We start from the raw sequence: 18,224 nt of genomic DNA, 5'->3' as shown, positions 1-18,224 counted from the left end.
GTAGAAGAGATCTTCGCAGTCTGCGAAGATCTCTTTTTTTTGAAAAAATTTCTATATGTGGTTTAAAGCATGAATGGGTCTACAAATTAATTATATATATTGTCTATTTTATATACGCTTTTTCATTTTCCACTAAGCTAAAATAAAATTAATAAACAATAAATTCTCTAAAGAACTAAAAACCAACCATAGATTGTCCAAAAAATTTTAATACCAATAGGCTTTACTCTATTGAGATTGTGAAGTTTCCTGCTTAAACTAACGGGGCAGATTAGTTGAATAAAATCATATTCGGATTAAGATAGATATAAGTAGAAAAACTAATAAATAAGGTTTACTTCAGTAAAATAAGGTATATTATATTTGTTGAATAGATTCTCTTTAAAGACAAGAAAAGTAGGTGAACAAAGTGGGAAAATATCAATTGGATTACAAAAGTCAGGTAGCTGTGGCAAAGTTTCATGAAAAACAGACGCCTGCCAAATTTGATAAAAAGCAGCAAATTGAAAAATTGCGTGCAGAGTATTTGAAAAAGAAGCAAAAATAAACAGATAAATAATATGTTACGTTTTTGATTACGTTTTCCCTGATTTTTTGTATATGGTGTAAACAAACACAAGAAAATAGGTAAGTTATTCATCGTTCAAATATATATAAATTAGTAGTTTTTATTCCATTGCTACACATAACTCTGTTTTTGATTAAACGTTATTTTAAAGATACAACAAAACCAACGAATAATAGAGCTTATATCGAAAAGTAAATGGCCATTGAAAATATAGGATTTATTTTTCAATGGCCATTTATGGTTATATATTTAACGTTTTGGACAATGTATGCTTTAACTTACCCTATAATAGGGGAAGCTAATTCATTTGAACCGAAAGTGATTTCCATATATTACTATTTGGTGATTAGAACTAGCTAAACCCTATTAATATCAGGATAAACATGTAAATAGAAACAAATCAACGAGAAAAGTTGACTTATTAGTCACATTTTTTAGTATTCATTTTAAGGATTTCCTGTATAATACAATTTGAAAGAAAATCTATGGTTTGACAAGAAACACTCTTTTCGGTTTTGCTCACTGAAGGGAGTGTTTTTTTGTAGCCAAAAACTCCTCTGTACTCATTACATTTGCATATACTCCATTTAAACTAGCTAAAATTGTGTTATGAATATAAACGGCTGGTATAGTAGCACTCTTAAAGGAAAGATCTTTTGTAGCACAAGCATCATGTATAACGGTACATGGAAAGCCGAAATCAAAAGCAGCCCTTACAGTAGCATCAATACACATATGAGTCATCATCCCGCATATGACGACGTGCTCAATGTCTAAACGTTGTAATTGTTCTAGAAGATCGGTTTCGCGAAAACTATTTGGATAATGTTTGAGTATAACGGTTTCTTCTCTAAGTGGGCGTACGCTTTCATGAATATGTACACCCTCTGTATTTGGTAGGAAAAAAGTAGCGTCATCTTTTATTGCTACATGTTGGATATGAAAAATAGGTTCGTTTTTCGTTCTAAAGAATTGTAGCAGCTGGCTAGCATATTCGCTTGCTTCTACTGGATTACGCAATTCCATCTTTCCATTCGGAAAATAATCATTTTGAATATCAACGAGTAAAAGAGCTGTTTTCATATATTTATCTTCCTCCGATTTCATATTCAAATAATGGTATTCAATGTATAGAGAGGATTCTCCTTTTAAAAAATATGAAGGAGGAGAATTTTACATAACTTTAAAAATTACTATTTGTATTGTGATTTTTTATTTAAAAATTTTAATAGAGAAATAATTAATATTTTTCTAAAAAATGTATTGACTCTTATTATTCTGAGTTCTATAATGAGAATTAATTAAACGACAATTAAATCGATACATTCTTATCCAGAGAGGTGGAGGGACTGGCCCTACGATACCTCAGCAACGGGTTTTTTAATACCGTGCTAACTCCAGCAAGCCTTATAAAAGGCTTGGAAGATGAGAAGATGTGAACGAGTACATATAAGTGCTCTCCTTCTTATCTTTATGGTTGATAAGAAGGAGAGCACTTTTTATTTTACCTCGAAAGCTCTACTTCAAGTTTTTACAGCATATAGGAGGGGAAAAAATGATTTCTTTTAACAATGTAAGTAAAGTATATGAATCAGGTGGGCAATCTGTTCATGCGGTGGAGGATGTAACGTTATCAGTTGAGAAGGGCGAAATTTTCGGCATTATCGGTTTTAGTGGCGCTGGAAAGAGTACGTTATTACGCCTAGTAAATATGTTAGAGAGACCAACGGCAGGAACGATTTCAATAGATGATAAAGATATTACATCCTTATCGACGAAAGAATTACGGAAGCTAAGACAAAGAATCGGGATGATTTTTCAAAGTTTTAATTTATTTAATTCAAGAACAGTGTTTGGGAATATTGCTTATCCATTAAAATTAGCGAAAGTACCAAAGAATGAGATAAAAGAAAGAGTAAATGAACTGCTGAAGTTTGTAGGATTAGAAGATAAAGCAAACTATTATCCAGAGCAACTATCAGGCGGACAAAAGCAGCGTGTTGGTATTGCAAGAGCACTTGCAACATCGCCAGACATTCTTATATGTGATGAGGCAACATCAGCTTTAGATCCAGAAACAACGACAGAAATTTTGAACTTATTAAAGAAAGTAAATCGAGAATACAATGTAACAATTCTTCTTATTACACATGAAATGCATGTTGTGAAAGAAATTTGTCACCGTGTAGCTGTAATGGAGAAGGGAAAGGTTATTGAAGAAGGAAAACTGTTTGACGTTTTCACACAACCAAAAACAAAGACAACTCAAAACTTTGTACGCTCTATTATTAATGATCATTTACCGGAAAGTGTTCTAGGGAAAATTCAAAATGGTGGACAGATTTATCGCTTAACATTTACTGGTGAAGAGACAGGGCAGCCAGTACTATCATATATCGCGAAAAACTATAACGTCGATGTAAACGTACTGTACGGAAATATTATTGAACTTCAAAATGTGCTATTTGGAAATCTACTTGTGGAACTGCAAGGTGAGCAGAAAGAAATTCAAAAAGCATTACAACATCTAAGACTGCAAGTGCAGCTGAAGGAGGTAGAAGCTCATGCGAGTTGATTGGAGTATATTTTGGCCACGCATAGTAGATGCGACGGGGGATACCCTCTTAATGGTAATTGTAACCCTTATATTTGCTACAATTCTTGGTATACCTCTAGGTTTACTGTTATATGTAACGAGAAAAGGAAACTTTTTAGAAAATAAATGGGTCTTTTCTATTCTTAATATCATTATTAATACAATTCGCCCGGTTCCATTCATCATCTTCTTAGTAGCTTTAAGCCCACTAACAAGAAGCGTTATTGGAACGACGATTGGAACAGCAGCAGCAATTTTCCCAATGACGTTAGTCGCTTCGATTGGTATTGCGAGAATGGTTGAAACAAATCTTGTTTCTGTTCCGAAGGGGGTAATTGAAGCAGCACAAGCAATGGGAGCTTCACCAATTAGAATTGTTTTTGAAATTCTTGTGCCAGAAGCGTTAGCGCCATTGATCTTAGGGGTTACATTTATGACAGTTGGTTTAATTGAATTTTCTGCAGTTGCTGGGCTTGTCGGTGGTGGCGGTCTTGGTGACTTAGCGATGACATATGGTTATCAACGTTTTGATACATCAGTTATGTTCGTAACGGTCGTTTTACTTATTATTCTCGTACAGGTAGCTCAAAACTTAGGAAACTACTTTGCGAAAGTCTTTTTACGCAGATCATAAAAAGGAAGAGGGGAAAAGAAAATGAAGAAAATTTTAGCATTTGCATTATCAGCAATCGTAGGGATTTCAGCATTAAGCGGCTGCTCAAGTGGGGACACGGGGGCAGGAGCAAAAGAGAAAACAGTTCGCATTGGTGTAACTGGAACGGATGGAAACGCTTGGGAAATTGTAAAGGAAAAAGCTGAAAAAGAAGGAATTAAAGTTAAACTGGTTGAGTTCTCTGATTACACAACGCCAAATAAAGCGTTAGCTGATGGAGATATTGAACTAAACTCATTCCAGCACGTTGCTTTCTTAGAGCAATTTAAAAAAGAGCATAAGTTAGATATTACAGCTGTTGGTACAACGCAAATTGCACCAATGGGCTTATACTCTGAAAAATATAAGAAGGCAAATGAAATTCCAGATGGTTCAGAAATTGCGATTCCAAATGATCCAACGAACCAAGCTCGTGCATTAAAACTTCTTGATGCAGCTGGATTATTAAAGCTTAAGAAAGACTTTGGCTTATTTGGAGACCCAAGCGGCATTGCTGAAAATCCGAAGAAGTTAAAAATTACACCGGTTATCGCACAGCAAACACCTCGTGTATTAAAAGATGTAGCAGCTTCAGTTATTAATAACGGTGTTGCTGGTCAAGCTGGATTAGATCCAGCGAAGGATCCAATTTTCTTAGAAGATCCAAAGAATGAAAATGCGAAGCCATATATTAACATTTTTGCAGCTCGTACAAAAGATAAAGATGATCCAACACTGAAAAAAGTAATTGAACTATATCATTCAAAAGAAGTAACAGATGCAATTAAGAAAGAAACAAATGATGGTTCCATTTCAGTAGATCTTTCACTTGATGAGCTTGAAAAAATCGTAAAATAATTAGTGGGTTTAACGATTAACAGTAGGAACCCCTCCGCTGTTAGCTCGTTCAACATATAATCTACTTAACAAACAAAACCCTAATTCTGTACCTTCCAATTCTGTATAACGTAGAATCCAATGTTTGTTAAGTAGAGTAATGGACCAGGAGTTTTCCTGGTCTTTTTTTATTACTAAAAGTAGCTAGCGAGTAGTAAGATAATCCAAATTATAATGGGGTAAGAAAATAAGCTGAAAATAAGTGTAATTACGAATTGCTTGTTATGAATTAAGTATTTTTGGGATAAAAAAAAGAAAATAGAAAAAATAGCAATGAAAACAGCTGATATTACGCCAGGATTATAGGAACGATAAATAAAAAACAAAATAATATGTTGAACAGAGTTGAAGAAGATAGCCCCTTGTATAAAAATAATCCAGTATATAGAAGACAAGAAGTTCAGTTGATATAGAAAGACGATAAGTAAAACAAAGAGAGTTAATACAGAAATTGCAATGAAAAATTGTTGACTAGTTATAAAAGTAATCGAAAATTGATTAGCAAGATATCGTGGCATCTGGAAAGATTCTTCAAGGTTATGAATGAAAAATAAAAAGGGAATAATCCAAAGCATAATAGTGGAATGTTTTTTCAACAACTTACATCACTCCAATATGGAGATAGAAAGCCTAGAAAGGCTCTCTATCCAGAGATGTTCATTCAATTATGATACTTTTTAAATTATCTTCGTGATGCTCTTGTTCTTTCGGATAAGTAGCTAGCTCCTCTTGCAAAATATTTAGTATTTGCTTAGCTGATTGTTGGATTGGGGTAGGTAACTCTTCTAATATATTCATACCGACTTTTATTTTTGTACGAATTACCTTTCTTAGTAGTTCCTCATGCATGTACTACACCTCCAAACCGAATATTTAGTACATCTTCTTCGAACTTAGCTCCTTGAATAGAAAGGTGTGTTAACGTTTTTGGTAATGTGATGTTCCGTTTCACAGAACCTGAACGAATGATAAGTTCATCACCTTTTTGATTTAATGAAAGTTCACTTTTGTTTGAGAAGGGAATGGAGAGAACGAAAATATACTCATCACCATCTTTTTTTACATATTGAGTGCGCCCGTTAAATTTCACTTCGGTAGGAGAAGAATCTGATTTAAATAAAGTGTCTCCTACACGCTCTAACATGGACAAACCGACAACTTCTTGTTCAAACATAGGAGCTTCGTAAATAGGAAGCGGCTGAAAACTATCTTGAATTAATGTTTTATATTTTTTTTGAGTATCTTTCCATGCTTGAAAATAAGGATCAGTGACAGTGTTAGGAATGACGCGGTTAATCATAATGGCATCTACGTTATAATCGTATAAATTTAAATAAGTAAAGCTTCGCTGAGCTTCTTTAATGACCATTTTTTCGGGATTTACAACGATGCGGATACTTGTTATTTCTCGATTTGATAAAATATCTCTCATTTCTCCGAGCTGTTCAAGTGTATTTGTTAATTCGTCCATAATATCATCGGTTGGAAGAGGAACACCAAGAAGTGGTTGAGCTACAGGGCGAACAACTTTTAAAACTTTTCTTTTAATAGGAAATAATTTTTCCATCCACCAGCCGAGCATGTCTGGAAAGCTGAGCATTGCTAAAGTTTCTCCTGTTGGAGCGCAATCAATGATGATAACATCATATGTGTTTTGTTTATAATAATCGAGTACGCGAAGTAAGCTAATTAAATCTTCCATACCAGGAAACATTGTTAATTCTTCTGTTGTAATATCATCAGCTGCTTTGGAAGTGAAGAGTAGTGTAATATATTTCTGTAATTTCCCCCAGCCTTTTTCCATCTCATAAATCGTATTAATTTCTTGTGCCCACAAGTTTTCACGAATTTCTAATGGCTCAGAAGATAGCTTTATACCAAATGAATCTCCTAAACTATGAGCAGGATCTGTACTCATTACTAATGTTTTTAATCCTTGTTTTGCACTTTGAAATGCTGTTGCTGCTGAAATGCTAGTTTTTCCTACGCCGCCTTTACCTGTATACAAAATAATTCTCATCATTATATCCCCTTTGTTTCGGATGTCGAATATTACGAGTTACGAAATATTTTCTTGAATAAAAACCCTATTAGGGTTTTTATTCAATCGGAATGTTTTTCATTTTAGGTGTAGAAACCTTTTCTTCTGTTTTTTGCTGTGACGTAGCAATGTGATTCATGATCTTTTGGAAGATTTGTAGTAAGAATGTTTTTTCTTCTTCTGATAATGCTTCTGTCACTAAGCTAAAGTAATGGGCTGCATTTTGTTTTACTTCTTGAACGAGCATTATACCGCTTTCCGTTAAACGAATTAATACAATGCGTCGGTCGTTTTCATCACGGTACCGTTCAATATACCCCTTTTTTACAAGGCGATTTACAACGCCCGTCGTTGTACTCATCGGTATATCAAGAAGTTCAGCAATTTTTGTCATTGTAATATCTGTATTTCGCTCCATCCAAAGTAAACAAAATACTTCTGTTTTAGAAAGTGTTAAATCTAGGCTTACCCATTCCTCAGGATAGAAAAATTTCTTGGCGTTATCTAGCAGTAAGTCTAAAAAATGTTCATATTGCAACAATTAATTCCACTCCCGTATATTTCGAGGTTCGTAATATTTGTTTTTAGTTTATGTGGAATTGAAAAAAATGTCAATCATTTTGATTGTTTTTTCAGATAAGCCAGAAAACTATATGTGGAATAATGTTTTTTATGATAGTTTTATAAATCGAAAAATAGAATTTACATAAAAATCCATCATGATAAATATATTTATCTATAAAATGAATGTACAGATAAAGAGGGGGAGGACGATGAGAAGACGAAATACGCAAGCGTTCACGTTTTTAGCATGGACTTCATTTGTTTGTGCGCTTTCTGGAATGTTAATAGGGATATATACATTAGATGCAACGCTTAGTGTAAAAGGGTACTATTTATTAGGCACATTATTTTTAACGATGTCTTGTTTTGTATTACAAAAAACAATTCGTGATAATGAAGAAGATAACGAGAGATTTCCGAAAAATAAACCGGTAGATAAGGAGTAAATTGTAAAGAAAGGCAATTGCCTTTCTTTTTTTATGTAAAAATGCCGTAAGTGCCGTGTGTTGACTTGCTTGAAGTACTGAAAATTTGGTATCATCAATAGTATTGTAGATTGAACGATATATTATGGAGGTGGCCTAGCCGTGTCAAGAATTTCCGTTGAGAATGTAAAGCACGTAGCACATTTAGCACGTCTTGCAATTACTGATCAAGAAGCAGAAAAATTTCAAAAACAACTAGATGCAATTGTTACATTTGCAGAACAGTTAAATGAATTAGATACAACTGATGTAAAACCAACAACTCATGTATTAACTATGAAAAATGTTATGCGTGAAGATGTACCAGAAAAAGGTTTACCAGTAGAAGACGTATTAAAAAATGCACCGGATCACAAAGATAATCAAATCCGTGTTCCAGCAGTATTAGAATAGAGGAGGGGAATTTCGATGTCATTATTTGATCATTCAGTATCAGAGTTACATAAGAAGTTAAACAACAAAGAAATTTCCGTTACGGATTTAGTAGAAGAATCTTACAAACGTATTGCGGATGTTGAAGATAACGTAAAAGCTTTTCTTACATTAGATGAAGAAAACGCACGCGCGAAAGCGAAAGAATTAGACGCGAAAATTGGTGCGGAAGATAATGGTTTATTATTCGGTATGCCAATTGGTGTAAAAGATAACATTGTAACTAACGGTCTTCGTACTACTTGTGCGAGCAAAATGTTAGCAAACTTCGATCCAATTTATGATGCGACAGTTGTGCAAAAGCTAAAAGCTGCTGACACAATTACAATCGGTAAGTTAAACATGGACGAGTTCGCAATGGGTTCTTCAAATGAAAACTCAGGTTTCTACGCTACGAAAAATCCATGGAACTTAGATTACGTTCCAGGCGGATCTAGTGGTGGTTCTGCAGCAGCTGTAGCAGCAGGAGAAGTATTATTCTCTCTAGGTTCTGATACGGGTGGTTCTATCCGTCAACCAGCTGCATATTGCGGTGTTGTAGGTTTAAAACCAACTTACGGACGCGTATCTCGTTACGGATTAGTAGCATTCGCATCTTCACTTGACCAAATCGGACCGATTACACGTACAGTAGAAGATAATGCATACTTATTACAAGCTATTTCAGGTATTGACCGTATGGATGCAACTTCTGCAAACGTTGAAGTAGGAAACTACTTAGCTGGTTTAACAGGCGACGTTAAAGGTTTACGCATTGCTGTACCGAAAGAATACTTAGGAGAAGGTGTTGGCGAAGAAGCTCGTGAGTCAGTACTAGCTGCTTTAAAAGTATTAGAAGGTATGGGCGCAACTTGGGAGGAAGTATCTCTTCCACACTCTAAATACGCTCTAGCAACGTATTACTTACTATCTTCTTCTGAAGCATCTGCTAACCTTTCACGCTTTGATGGCGTACGTTACGGGGTTCGTTCTGATAATGTAAATAATTTATTAGACCTTTACAAAAACACACGTAGCGAAGGTTTTGGTGATGAAGTAAAACGTCGTATTATGCTTGGTACATTTGCACTTAGCTCTGGTTACTATGATGCATACTACAAGAAAGCACAGCAAGTACGTACATTAATTAAAAACGACTTTGAAAATGTATTTGCTAACTATGATGTTATTATTGGACCAACAACGCCAACTCCGGCATTTAAAGTGGGCGAAAAAGTTGATGATCCAATGACAATGTATGCAAACGACATTTTAACAATCCCAGTAAACTTAGCTGGTGTTCCAGCGATTTCTGTTCCATGTGGATTTGGTGCTAACAACATGCCACTTGGTCTACAAATCATTGGTAAACACTTCGATGAAACGACAATTTACCGCGTTGCACATGCATTTGAGCAAGCAACAGACTATCATACAAAAAAAGCAAGTCTGTAAGGAGGCGAGCATAGATGAATTTAGAAACAATTATTGGTTTAGAGGTTCACGTTGAGTTAAAAACAAATTCGAAAATTTTCTCTGCGAGTCCAACAGAATTCGGAGCGGAGCCAAATACACAAACAAGTGTAATTGACTTAGGATACCCAGGGGTACTTCCTACTTTAAATAAAGAAGCAGTTAACTTTGCAATGAAAGCTGCAATGGCATTAAACTGTGAAATCGCAACGGAAACGAAGTTCGACCGTAAAAACTATTTCTACCCAGATAATCCGAAAGCTTACCAAATTTCTCAATTTGATAAGCCAATTGGTGAAAATGGTTGGATTGAAATCGAAGTAGATGGTAAAAAGAAACGTATCGGTATTACACGTCTTCATTTAGAAGAAGATGCTGGTAAATCAACGCATACAGCTGATGGTTCATTAGTAGATTACAATCGTCAAGGTATGCCTTTAATCGAGATCGTATCTGAGCCAGATATGCGTACTCCGGAAGAAGCATATGCATACTTAGAGAAGTTAAAATCAATCATTCAATACACTGGCGTATCTGATTGTAAGATGGAAGAAGGTTCTCTTCGTTGTGATGCGAATATTTCACTTCGTCCTGTTGGACAAGAGAAATTCGGTACAAAAGCAGAACTGAAAAACTTAAACTCTTTCACTTACGTGCAAAAAGGTCTTGAGCATGAGCAAGTGCGCCAAGAAAAAGAATTATTATCTGGTGGTATCATCCAACAAGAAACACGTCGTTATGATGAAGCAACGAAGAAAACAATCTTAATGCGTGTGAAAGAAGGATCTGACGATTACCGTTACTTCCCAGAGCCAGACTTAGTTGAACTTTACATCGATGATGAGTGGAAAGAAGAAATTCGTGCTTCGATTCCAGAACTTCCAGATGCACGTAAAGCTCGCTACGTTGCAGAAATTGGCTTACCTGCTTATGATGCACACGTATTAACATTAACGAAAGAAATGTCTGATTTCTTTGAAGCTGCAATTGCAGACGGTGCTGATGCGAAATTAACATCAAACTGGTTAATGGGTGAAGTGCTTGCATACTTAAACAAACAACAAAAAGAATTAAAAGACGTTGCACTAACGCCTGCTGGTCTATCTAAAATGGTTCAATTAATTGAAAAAGGTACAATTTCTTCTAAAATCGCGAAGAAAGTATTTAACGAATTAATTGAAAAAGGTGGAGACCCAGAAGAAATCGTTAAAGCAAAAGGTCTTGTTCAAATTTCTGACGAAGGTACACTTCGTAAGGTTGTAACAGAAATTCTTGATAATAATGAGCAATCTATCGAAGACTTTAAAAACGGTAAAGACCGTGCAATTGGCTTCTTAGTTGGTCAAATTATGAAAGCTACAAAAGGACAAGCAAATCCACCGCTTGTTAACAAAATCTTACTTGAAGAGATTAATAAGCGATAAAATAGTAGTAACTTTTAAAGATTAAGCAGAAAAACACCCGTACATGGGTGTTTTTCTAGGTTAATCAAACGTTTGTTTAAATGAGACAAAATCGTTTAAACAAACGTTTGATTAACTGTCAAAAGTGGAAAAATGTTTGTATAGCAACTATGGTATGATAGTTGCAAAAAGGTGGGAATAATGATAAATCTAGACATAGAGGTTTTTTTTCATCTCATGAAATAATAGATAATTATTATTCGTTATATGTAAATTGTTGTGAGGAAATAGATAGACATAAATTTTTTGTCAAATAAAACAAAACCATTGAAATGAATATTTACTTTTGATGGACTACACGAATCGGGTTCTTACTGCCTGTTTGAGCGGGATAAAAGAAGGATAGGAAGATGAGAGGAGGTAGGCATAGGAATACTGAATAGAAGTTCGGTATGTTCTTTTTGATATATAAAGAAATTTCCTGTGCTAATAAATGATGAAACGAGCAAGAATTATTTATAATCCTACTTCTGGGCGCGAGCTATTTAAGAAGAGCTTACCGGAAGTATTACAAAAATTAGAACAAGCTGGATATGAAGCGTCTTGTCATGCGACAACTGGTCCTGGAGATGCGACTGTGGCAGCTAGGCAAGCTGCGGATCGTAAGTTTGATGTTGTTATCGCAGCTGGTGGTGATGGTACATTAAATGAAGTGGTGAACGGTTTAGTAGGACATGAACATCGTCCAAAGTTTGGAATTATTCCAGTTGGAACGACAAATGATTTTGCGCGTGCGATCGGTGTACCTCGTGCTATTGAAGAGGCTGCGGATATTATTTGTGAAGGAAAAACAGTTCCGTTAGATCTTGGTAGAGCAAATGATACATATTTCATTAATATCGCTGGTGGCGGCCGTATCACAGAATTAACATATGAAGTACCAAGTAAGCTAAAGACAGTATTAGGACAACTTGCTTATTATTTAAAAGGTATTGAAATGTTACCGTCATTACATCCAACATATGTTGAAATTGAGTATGATGGAAAATTACTACAAGAAGAAATTACGATGTTTTTAATTACGAATACTCGTTCAGTGGGCGGCTTTGAAAAAGTAGCACCATATGCATCGATTAATGATGGTTTATTTGATTTATTAGTACTGAAAAAAGGTTCTATCGCTGACTTAATTAAAGCAGCAACACAAGCGCAGCGTGGTGAACATATTAACAATCCAAAAGTGTTATACACACAAGCAAATCGAATTAAAGTGCATTCACCAGATAAACTAATGATTAACTTAGATGGTGAATACGGTGGAGATGCACCGATGGAATTCGAAAATATATATCATTGTCTTGAACTATTTGTTCCTGAACAACAAGAGGATGCCCTGTAAAGGCATCCTTTTTATTATATAGAGGAATTGTAAATTGGAAGTTAGTTTGATTTTTATGGTATTTTTACAATTCGTTTATTTTATATCCATACTTTATTGATACACTGGAGGAGATAAGAAACGAGAGGTAGGATGCTATGGAGAAGGTAAAAGCAATACTATTTGATAAAGATGGGACATTAATGGATTTTCATTCAATTTGGATAAAAGTAGCTGAAGAACTTGTGGCGGAATGTATCAATTTATATCAACTGCCAAGGTCAATGCAGCCTACTTTACTAAAAGAAATCGGCGTGGATGGGGTGTTTGTGAATCCTCGTAGCGCAATAGCGGCAGGAACAAGCCTTGATGTTGCAAAGGGACTTTGCAAGTATATTACGTCATCTATGGAAGAGGAGATGCATGAGTGGGTAAGTGAAAAGTTATTTTCTCTTATGTATGAACACCGTTCCTATATGAAAATGACAACGGATTTACCGAGAATTTTACAAGGTTTAAAGGATAGAGGATTTATTTTAGGTGTTGTTACAGCCGATGATTTTGCACCGACAGAATTGTTTTTAAAACAGTATCAATTAGAGTCTTTTTTTGATTATGTTGTAGCTTCAGATACGTTTCCGGCACAAAAACCAGATAAAAGAATTATAGAATCTTTTTGTGAGAAGTTTCATTTAAAAGCATGTGAAGTAGCCGTCGTTGGAGATACACCAACTGATTTATATTTAGCGAGAAATGGCGGCGATTGCTATGCGATTGGAGTACTATCTGGTACAGGAGATCGTCAAACGTTAGAACCACTTGCTGATTTAGTAGTACAATCTGTTGGGGAGTTTATTTCTCATTCGGGTGAGTTCATTTGGAAACAAGGAAAGTCTAATGTGTAAGGAAAATAAGTCTATAAGGACTCTTGATGAGTCTTTATAGACTTATTTTTTATGTCGACATAGAAGGCATGTAGGATGAATGCTGGAAAAGAATATTGGCATACATTTTGCAATGAAAAGAGAAAACAATGTAAAGAAAAGGATGGGGTACGTAATGAACACAAAAAAATTTGCTAAAGTAAATGAACAAATTCCTGGACCGAAAGCAGCGTCTTTATTAGAACGCCGCCAAAATATAGTACCAAAAGGGGTAAGTAACGGCATCCTAACGTTTGTACAATCTGCAAATGGTGCTCTTGTAACAGATGTTGATGGCAATCAGTACATTGATTTCGCGGGAGCAATCGGAACAATTAACGTAGGACATTGTCATCCAGCTGTTAAAGAAGCGCTCCATAAACAAGTAGATCAATACATTCATACTGGATTTAATGTCATGATGTATGAGCCATATATTGAATTAGCAGAAAAACTTGCGGCATTAGCGCCAGGAAGTTTTGATAAGCAAGTACTATTTTTAAATAGTGGTGCAGAAGCGGTTGAAAATGCGGTGAAAATCGCTCGTAAATATACAAAAAGACCTGGTATTATCGCATTTTCTAAAGGGTTCCATGGGCGTACATTAATGACAATGACGATGACAAGTAAAGTAAAGCCATATAAATTTGGATTTGGCCCATTCGCTCCAGAGGTATATAAAGCGCCGTTTCCGTACGAATATCGCCGTCCAGAAGGATTAACGGAAGAGCAGTACGATGACTTTATGATTGAAGAGTTTAAGAATTTCTTCATATCAGAAGTAGCACCAGAAACAATTGCAGCTGTTGTAATGGAACCTGTTCAAGGGGAAGGTGGATTTATCGTTCCAAGTAAGAAGTTTGTTCAAGAAGTACGCAATATTTGTTCAGAACACGGCATCTTATTTGTAGCGGATGAAATTCAAACAGGATTTAGCCGTACAGGAAAATACTTTGCCATTGATCATTATGATGTCGTTCCAGATTTAATTACGGTATCTAAATCATTAGGCGCTGGTGTACCAATTAGTGGTGTTATTGGGCGCAAGGAAATTATGAATGAATCTGCGCCGGGAGAGCTTGGTGGAACGTATGCAGGAAGCCCACTAGGATGTGCGGCAGCGTTAGCAGTACTTGATGTAATAGAAAGAGAGAATTTAAATGATAGAGCGATAGAATTAGGAAAAGTCGTAATGAACCGATTCGAAGAGATGAAAAATAAATATAATTGCATCGGTGATGTGCGTGGTTTAGGAGCGATGTGTGCATTTGAGCTCGTTCAAGATCGGAAGACGAAAGCACCTGATAAAACGTTAACAGCTAATTTGTGCGCAGAAGCAAACAAACGCGGATTACTTCTACTATCAGCAGGGACATATGGTAATGTTATTCGTGTGTTAATGCCATTAGTTATTACAGATGAGCAACTTGAAGAAGGATTAACAATAATTGAAGAATCACTGCAAGTCTGTTATGAGAAAGCAAATACTGCTCGTGTTTAAAAGCTAAATAATAAATCGCAAACATTCTAGCTGACTCTATATAAAATGCAGAAAATTCACTTTATAATAAAGGTAGTGAAGTGAATCGATGGATTGGAAGTTAGGGGTGGCTAGGATGGTTGGAGAAAAGGAACGAGTGTTAATGGATTTACAAGATGTATTTGAATATGCGTTTGACGAAATTTTTGTGACTGATGAAAAGGGAATCGTTGTGCGTGTAAATAGTACATGTGAAAGGCATTATCAACTAGGTGCTAAAGAGTTAGTAGGTAAGCATGTGAAAGAATTGCAGAAGGATGGTATCTTTTATCCATCGGCAACGTTAGAAGTAATTGAAAAAAAGAGACCGATTGAACTCGTTCAAACGACAAAATCAGGAGAGTATTTACACGTTCGTACAAGGCCTGTTTTTGATAATGCGGGAAATTTAAGAAGAGTAATTAGTTATTCTCGTGATCTTACAGAACTCTACCAATTACGTCAAAAGGTAGAGGAAATGGATAATCAGTTAAAAACATATAAAAAAGAATTAAGAGAAACATATGAACATGAAGGACTTATTTTTAAAAGTATCGCTATGCAAAAAATAGTCGAGACAATCAAGAAAGTATCCGTGGTAGATAGTACAGTTCTCGTTTTAGGTGAGACAGGAGTAGGGAAGAGTCGATTAGTACGTCATTTACATGAAGTGAGTAACAGGAAGAATGAAAGTTTCTATGAAATTAATTGTGCGGCATTGCCAACGAATTTAATTGAATCAGAGCTTTTTGGATACTCAGGTGGATCTTTTACAGGTGCGAATCGTGAAGGGAAAAAGGGACTATTAGAATCAGCGCATAGAGGAACTCTTTTCTTAGATGAAATTGGCGAAATGCCGCTCGAAATTCAAGCGAAGCTTTTGCAAGTGTTGCAAGAAAAAACGTTTCGCCCTATAGGCGGAAGAGAATTAAAAAAGGTGGACGTTAGAATTGTAGCGGCAACAAATCGAGATTTAAGTATGATGGTGAAACAAGGAACATTCCGGAAAGATTTATATTATCGTCTGAATGTCATTCCAATTTTAATTCCGCCACTTCGGGAAAGAGCAGAAGATATTTTGCCGCTCATTTATCATTATTTACAGCACTTTAACGAGAAATATGGCCGGAATGTAAAATTAGCACCTAGTACATTACAAATGTTTGTTGGTTACCCATGGGAAGGAAATAATAGAGAAATTGAAAATGTGATTGAGCGAATTGTTATAACTGCTGATGATATCGTTACGATAGAAGATTTGCCAATAGCGATGCAAGAATCAACGGTTGAACAGTCCGGCCAAAGTCTCTATAAAATGTTAGAAGAAGTGGAACGTAATATTATTTTGAAAGCATATAAAACATATGGATCGAGTTATAAAGTAGCGGAGTTTTTAAAAATAAGTCAATCTGCTGCCACGAGGAAAATAAAGAAACTTATAGAGGAGGAAGAGAACATTGGATAAAAAAGCGACGTTTGTAAATGTAGAGAAAAAGGCGATGTATATAAATGGTGAGTGGATTACATTGCAAGAACAAATCGAAGTAAATAATCCAGCAACGAAGGAAATATTTGCGACGGTACCAAAGGGCGGGGTAACAGAGGCAAAGCAAGCTGTTGATGCTGCACATGAAGCTTTTCAATCATGGTCTAAGTTAACAGCAGCAGACCGTGCAACGAAATTAAAAAAATGGTTCACACTTATCGATGAAAATAAAGAAGAGATTGCAGCGATCATGACGAGAGAACAAGGAAAGCCGTTTCTAGAAGCGCTTGGTGAAGTAAATTATGCAAATAGCTTTGTTGAATGGTATGCAGAAGAAGGAAAACGCGTATATGGTGAAATGATTCCGGCTTCTCATCCAAATAAACGTATTTTAGTTATGAAGCAACCAGTTGGAGTGATGGCAGCTATTACACCTTGGAACTTCCCGGCTGCTATGATTACGAGAAAGGTAGCCCCGGCACTTGCAGCAGGATGTACAGCGGTTGTAAAACCTGCAAGTCAAACGCCGTTAACTGCGTTAAAATTAGCTGAATTAGCCCATGAAGCGGACATTCCTAAAGGTGTAATAAACATTGTAACAGGTAGTGCGAAAGCAATTGCTGATACGTGGATGGAAGATGGACGTGTTCGAAAAGTTTCCTTTACAGGATCAACGGAAATTGGGAAAGAATTAATGGCTAGTGCTGCACAAACGATGAAAAAAGTTTCACTTGAGTTAGGTGGTCACGCACCGTTTATTGTTATGAATGATGCGGATTTAGATAAAGCGGTAGAAGCGGTAATTGGTTCGAAATTCCGTAATGCAGGACAAACGTGTATATGTACAAACCGAGTATTTGTTCAGGAAGAAGTGTATGAAGTGTTTGTAGAGAAGTTCCAAAAGGCAGTAGGGCAGTTGAAAGTAGGAGATGGTTTCGGTGACGGAACGACTGTAGGACCACTTATTGACGAGAATGCAGTTTCGAAAGTACAAGAACATATCGAAGATGCTATTCAAAAGGGTGGAACAGTTTTATATGGTGGCCAAAAGGTTGCAGAGCTAGACGGACACTTTATGCAACCAACTGTAATTGGGTTGGCGAATGATACGATGCTTTGTATGAATGAAGAAACATTTGGTCCAGTTGCACCTGTTGCGAAATTTAAAACGGTTGAAGAAGTAATTGAGCGTGCGAACAATACGCCATACGGTTTAGCTGCATATATTTTTACGAAGGATATTAGCCAAGCATTCCAAATTAGCGAAGCGTTAGAGTACGGAATTATCGGTTTAAATGATGGACTTCCATCGGTTGCACAAGCGCCGTTCGGTGGCTTTAAAGAAAGCGGTATTGGCCGTGAAGGAGGCCATTTCGGTATCGAGGAATATTTAGAAATTAAATATATTTCATTAGGACTATAAGTAGTATACTAGAATCTCTATAAGGTAACAGAGAAGGAGACTCTAGTATGATATATTGGCTATTATTACTCGTAACAATTGTTTTTGAAGTAGCTGGAACAATTGCGATGAAATTATCAAACGGTTTAACAAAGCTCGTTCCAAGTGTACTTATTTTCGTATTTTATGGAATTTGTTTCAGCGTATTTGCAATCGTTGTCAAAAAAATTCATTTAAGTATCGCTTATGCCATTTGGTCTGGTGTAGGAACATTACTTATTACAATCATTAGCGTGTATTTTTTTAAAGAGCACATTAGCTTATTCCAAGCATTTTGTATTCTTTTTATTGTTTTAGGAGTAATTGGACTTAAGGTTTCATCGGCATCATAAAAGGCTATCTTCCGGTGCGGGAGATAGCCTTTTG

The 18,224-nt window shown here is 35.9% G+C and carries 19 protein-coding genes and 1 riboswitch; of the genes, 14 read left to right on the top strand and 5 right to left on the bottom strand.

Annotated features, from left to right (window positions below; genetic code table 11):
• Window positions 1–409 precede the first annotated feature (409 nt).
• Window positions 410–547 carry a hypothetical protein gene (locus tag ACXY7N_RS14965; protein WP_000521651.1) on the top strand — a complete coding sequence of 46 codons (138 nt, stop codon included), beginning with the start codon at window positions 410–412 and terminating at the stop codon, window positions 545–547.
• Between the two features lie 540 nt (window positions 548–1,087).
• On the opposite strand, the gene ACXY7N_RS14960 is transcribed toward ACXY7N_RS14965, so the two are convergent.
• Entirely contained in the window at window positions 1,088–1,651 is a 564-nt protein-coding gene (locus ACXY7N_RS14960) for a cysteine hydrolase family protein (RefSeq protein ID WP_016089543.1), read from the bottom strand.
• A gap of 242 nt (window positions 1,652–1,893) precedes the next feature.
• A riboswitch (SAM riboswitch) is annotated at window positions 1,894–2,000 on the top strand.
• 123 nt (window positions 2,001–2,123) lie between these two features.
• On the opposite strand from ACXY7N_RS14960, the gene ACXY7N_RS14955 reads away from it, so the two are divergent.
• Genes ACXY7N_RS14955 through ACXY7N_RS14945 form a run of 3 tightly spaced genes read left to right on the top strand, consistent with a single transcriptional unit; the run spans window position 2,124 to window position 4,674 of the window.
• Window positions 2,124–3,143: a methionine ABC transporter ATP-binding protein gene (locus tag ACXY7N_RS14955; protein WP_016089542.1), complete on the top strand. Its 1,020-nt coding sequence runs from the start codon at window positions 2,124–2,126 to the stop codon at window positions 3,141–3,143.
• Window positions 3,133–3,798, top strand: coding sequence for a methionine ABC transporter permease (locus ACXY7N_RS14950; RefSeq protein WP_001261881.1), 666 nt, complete (start codon window positions 3,133–3,135; stop codon window positions 3,796–3,798). The genes ACXY7N_RS14955 and ACXY7N_RS14950 overlap by 11 nt, the downstream gene beginning before the upstream one ends.
• Before the next feature lie 21 nt (window positions 3,799–3,819).
• Window positions 3,820–4,674 carry a MetQ/NlpA family ABC transporter substrate-binding protein gene (locus ACXY7N_RS14945; protein ID WP_016089541.1) on the top strand — a complete coding sequence of 285 codons (855 nt, stop codon included), beginning with the start codon at window positions 3,820–3,822 and terminating at the stop codon, window positions 4,672–4,674.
• A 173-nt stretch (window positions 4,675–4,847) separates the two neighbouring features.
• Here ACXY7N_RS14945 and ACXY7N_RS14940 read toward each other — a convergent pair whose 3' ends face one another.
• The 4 genes from ACXY7N_RS14940 to ACXY7N_RS14925 form a co-directional block, all read right to left on the bottom strand.
• Window positions 4,848–5,312: an HXXEE domain-containing protein gene (locus tag ACXY7N_RS14940; protein WP_016089540.1), complete on the bottom strand. Its 465-nt coding sequence runs from the start codon at window positions 5,310–5,312 to the stop codon at window positions 4,848–4,850.
• A gap of 58 nt (window positions 5,313–5,370) precedes the next feature.
• Window positions 5,371–5,562, bottom strand: coding sequence for a DUF3926 domain-containing protein (locus ACXY7N_RS14935; RefSeq protein WP_016089539.1), 192 nt, complete (start codon window positions 5,560–5,562; stop codon window positions 5,371–5,373).
• On the bottom strand, window positions 5,555–6,736 hold the full coding sequence (locus ACXY7N_RS14930) for an ArsA family ATPase (RefSeq protein WP_016089538.1): 1,182 nt from the start codon (window positions 6,734–6,736) through the stop codon (window positions 5,555–5,557). Before ACXY7N_RS14930 ends, ACXY7N_RS14935 begins: the two co-directional genes overlap by 8 nt.
• A 76-nt stretch (window positions 6,737–6,812) precedes the next feature.
• The gene (locus tag ACXY7N_RS14925) at window positions 6,813–7,295 is read right to left on the bottom strand and encodes a MarR family winged helix-turn-helix transcriptional regulator (protein WP_016089537.1); all 483 of its coding nucleotides are present in this window, start codon (window positions 7,293–7,295) and stop codon (window positions 6,813–6,815) included.
• A 232-nt stretch (window positions 7,296–7,527) separates the two neighbouring features.
• Here ACXY7N_RS14925 and ACXY7N_RS14920 point away from each other — a divergent pair, with 232 nt between their 5' ends.
• The 10 genes from ACXY7N_RS14920 to ACXY7N_RS14875 all read left to right on the top strand — a co-directional run bounded on the left by ACXY7N_RS14920 (window position 7,528) and on the right by ACXY7N_RS14875 (window position 18,190).
• Entirely contained in the window at window positions 7,528–7,764 is a 237-nt protein-coding gene (locus ACXY7N_RS14920; protein ID WP_016089536.1) for a YiaA/YiaB family inner membrane protein, read from the top strand.
• 141 nt (window positions 7,765–7,905) lie between these two features.
• Window positions 7,906–8,196, top strand: coding sequence for an Asp-tRNA(Asn)/Glu-tRNA(Gln) amidotransferase subunit GatC (gatC, locus tag ACXY7N_RS14915; RefSeq protein WP_016089535.1), 291 nt, complete (start codon window positions 7,906–7,908; stop codon window positions 8,194–8,196).
• Between the two features lie 15 nt (window positions 8,197–8,211).
• A complete protein-coding gene (gatA, locus tag ACXY7N_RS14910; RefSeq protein ID WP_016089534.1) occupies window positions 8,212–9,669 on the top strand; it encodes an Asp-tRNA(Asn)/Glu-tRNA(Gln) amidotransferase subunit GatA in 1,458 nt (485 codons plus the stop codon).
• Window positions 9,670–9,683: 14 nt separating this feature from the next.
• Window positions 9,684–11,111 (top strand): Asp-tRNA(Asn)/Glu-tRNA(Gln) amidotransferase subunit GatB, encoded by a 1,428-nt coding sequence (gene gatB, locus ACXY7N_RS14905; protein ID WP_001047687.1) that lies wholly within the window; start codon window positions 9,684–9,686, stop codon window positions 11,109–11,111.
• A 472-nt stretch (window positions 11,112–11,583) separates the two neighbouring features.
• Window positions 11,584–12,489, top strand: coding sequence for a diacylglycerol kinase (locus ACXY7N_RS14900; protein WP_000977669.1), 906 nt, complete (start codon window positions 11,584–11,586; stop codon window positions 12,487–12,489).
• Between the two features lie 137 nt (window positions 12,490–12,626).
• Complete coding sequence (locus ACXY7N_RS14895) at window positions 12,627–13,373, top strand: HAD family hydrolase (protein WP_016089533.1); 747 nt, start codon at window positions 12,627–12,629, stop codon at window positions 13,371–13,373.
• A 154-nt stretch (window positions 13,374–13,527) separates the two neighbouring features.
• A complete protein-coding gene (gene gabT / locus ACXY7N_RS14890) occupies window positions 13,528–14,892 on the top strand; it encodes a 4-aminobutyrate--2-oxoglutarate transaminase (RefSeq protein WP_033660245.1) in 1,365 nt (454 codons plus the stop codon).
• A 115-nt stretch (window positions 14,893–15,007) separates the two neighbouring features.
• Window positions 15,008–16,375, top strand: coding sequence for a sigma-54 interaction domain-containing protein (locus ACXY7N_RS14885; protein ID WP_016089531.1), 1,368 nt, complete (start codon window positions 15,008–15,010; stop codon window positions 16,373–16,375).
• Complete coding sequence (gene gabD, locus ACXY7N_RS14880) at window positions 16,368–17,819, top strand: NADP-dependent succinate-semialdehyde dehydrogenase (protein ID WP_016089530.1); 1,452 nt, start codon at window positions 16,368–16,370, stop codon at window positions 17,817–17,819. The genes ACXY7N_RS14885 and gabD overlap by 8 nt, the downstream gene beginning before the upstream one ends.
• Before the next feature lie 47 nt (window positions 17,820–17,866).
• Window positions 17,867–18,190, top strand: coding sequence for a DMT family transporter (locus ACXY7N_RS14875; protein WP_016089529.1), 324 nt, complete (start codon window positions 17,867–17,869; stop codon window positions 18,188–18,190).
• Window positions 18,191–18,224 lie beyond the last annotated feature (34 nt).

This window comes from Bacillus sp. 5w2, assembly GCF_054353775.1.
This window is presented reverse-complemented; position numbering and strand designations above follow the sequence as displayed.